The following is a 2,885-nucleotide window of genomic DNA, read 5'->3' on the forward strand; positions in this document are numbered from 1 at the left end:
AATTGTCGATAGGTAAGTCTTTGAGGTTATCTCCAACTTTTCCCCCGATCCGCACGGTACGTGCCACTTTCACGGCATACCGCGGTCCACCTATATTGTAGTTTTCTTTTCATCTAATAATGATAAGCTCTAAGCAAACAACGCTAGTTGTTCATGTTCCATATCCACTTCATTTTGTGATTACATACAGATTTCCTCATTTTTGACTAATTTCCGCAATTTATTAAGTTTGCCTAACTGTTCCTCGTTGAGTTTTAATTTATTGAGGAATTGGTTTATGGTTTCTATATTGGTCGCGTGTATTAGTGTATGGACACTTGGCTTGATGATGGTAAGATTTTTGTAGCTGTCATCCCTTGTTTCACTCCATAATCGCTTATGGTGACAGTGGATGTCCCAAGGCGAGAGTTTCTCACCTGTTACACTGCATCTTCCTTTTTGTGCAATATAAAGAGAAATTCGATTATCATTGTATTCTATGGTTGCCCGTTCATTTATAACTGGGTTTTCTCTTAACCATTTCAGTTCCGCTTCGGTTATTTCTGCCAAGTTTTTGTGTATAAGGGCTCGTCCTTCTGCGGTGTATCTGTTAATAGATTGCTTTTTCATCATCGGTTTTTTGTGTTGAATATAGGAGATTGGTAAAATAGGACATTTCATGAGAAATCTCATCGCTTTTGACTTTAGGTATGGTTTAATACCTCTGTCTTTCCCTTTATATTTCCCTATATTCGTGTATCCGTTTGTGTTGCTTTTTCCTCTAATTTTTGACTTTGGGAATCTGTTATACATCATGTGACCAAGACTATGGTTCATTTTACTGAAATCCAGGGAAGCATGCGTTGCTATTTTATAATAGTTGTGCTTACCAATGACCATGCTGTTGTATATACTGATTCTCTTAATTGTTTCATTAGAGTTTGGGGTTCTCTGTATCCTTTTCACTTGTTTTGCTAAATCTTGTTTTGTTTTTTCCAGTGCTTTTGGAGAGATGTGTGTTACTGCAATGTATCGTGTGTTACCGTTCTTCTTACCTTTCTTTACAGCCTTAAGAGTGAAACCTAAGAATTCACTCTGTTGCTTTTTCAGATTGGTTACTTTAGACTTTTCGGTTGAGATAGGCAGTTTTAGACGTTCTTCTAACCACATTTGAGTTGCTTCGAAAATTTTCTCCGCATTCCTACGTGTATTTGTAAAGATTTTAAAATCATCTGCGTATCTTACGATATACATTGGTTTCATCTTGGATGTTTTGGATAGACAATATGTTACAGTGTCATTACTCCAAATCCCATCTTTCAATCTCGGCTTTACCTTCTTGGCTTTGAAAGTTTCCCATTGATTACTAATCCACCAGTCAAATTCGTTAAGGTTAACATTGGCGAGTAGTGGACTAAGGATACCACCTTGCGGGGTACCTTTGGTCGGAAATATCGTTTTGCCGTTAGGCAGTTGCACTGGCGCTTTCAATATTTTCCGGATAATGACTAGTAGTTGTTTGTCACGAATACCCAGTGTCCATAGTTGGCGCATGAGTTTGACGTGACTTACTTCGTCAAAGAATCCCTGAATGTCTATATCCACCACATATGTAAGGTTTTGCTGATTTACCCGTTTTGTTGCGTCTGCTATAGCATTTTCAGCACTTCTGTTTGGGCGAAATCCATGACTTCGGTTACAGAAGTGTGCTTCACAGATAGGCTCCATTACTTGTAAGATGCATTGTTGGATAATCCTATCCCACATACTTGGTATTCCCAGAGGTCTGGTTTTCCCATTGGGTTTCGGTATTTCCTTGCGCCTTACTTTCTGCGGTTGATAGTTTTGAAAGCGTCTTTTTACTTCGTTCAAGAAATAGCTTTGTTCCATTCTCTCAATATCCTTAATGTTTACATTGTCACAAGCTGCTGTTTTACTCCCTTTGTTTCCTTTAATATTACGAAACGCGAGGAGTATATTTTCATCTGATATAATGATAGGCATTAAATTTTTAAAAGAATTTTTCTTTGTTGCCTTCTGGTATAAGTTATCTAAGAAAGTTTGGATACCGTAGTATTCGTTGTGTCTTAGTTTCTTATTCTTTGGCGTGGACTTAGTTCTATCATTCATGGTCTATCACCTACTCTCATATTGATTTGGTGACCTTTTGAGTCTTACCAGAATCCATGCAAGATTAGATGAAATTTCAGTTCCTACAAATAGGCTTGTGGCTGTTCCTCCAATTCCATTACAGAATCTTCAACGGTCGTGCCACTACTCTCACCACTATTAAGAATACTTCCCTCGGTTACCCGTTTCGTATTCAACTATATCCGCCGATAGAGTCATAGACCCAACGTTAGTGGCTTTCGACGTTCCGTTCAGACTATCGTTGTTTTAAAGATCTTTCAATCTCCGATTTAGGTGCTTGCTTTACCCCGTGTCTAGCTCCGTTGCCTGTAACAACGTTAGGATTGGTCACTATGCGATGTTTCCAATCCATTAGACAAGTCTTATTTTCAGACTCCGAATCATTTCTGACCCGTAAACCTATCGAGGTGTACATTCGCAAGTTCGTCAGTGTTTACACATTCTCACCTTGTCGGTTGACAGCATACGGTACTTAGTTAGTTCCAGCCGGTTTATTATTCCTGCTGGCTTTCGGTTATCCATATAGACACTACGAACCGTAACCGCATGTTTTACCCTGCTTCCAACATCTCACTCTGCCGAGTGTATGCAGTTGGGAATCTCACTGGGAGAGTTTCGGGGCGTTACTCCTTCATTCCTCTCACTCGCCTGAACAGTTATCCTACTCTTTATTGTTTTCGATGTTTCTACAATTAAGAATAGTCCTCGTTGTCGCCTATGCTCCCGCATTACTTACTCGAGAACGTCTCGCACCG

Annotated in this window: 1 protein-coding gene; it reads right to left on the minus strand. The window is 39.4% G+C overall.

What is annotated here, in order from left to right:
• Positions 1-180 precede the first annotated feature (180 nt).
• Positions 181-2,109 carry a group II intron reverse transcriptase/maturase gene (gene ltrA / locus PDQ40_RS27970; RefSeq protein ID WP_000999901.1) on the minus strand — a complete coding sequence of 643 codons (1,929 nt, stop codon included), beginning with the start codon at positions 2,107-2,109 and terminating at the stop codon, positions 181-183.
• Between the last annotated feature and the right edge of the window lie 776 nt (positions 2,110-2,885).

The sequence above is a fragment of the Bacillus cereus group sp. Bc061 genome (assembly GCF_027715825.1).
Taxonomy (GTDB): domain Bacteria; phylum Bacillota; class Bacilli; order Bacillales; family Bacillaceae_G; genus Bacillus_A; species Bacillus_A paranthracis.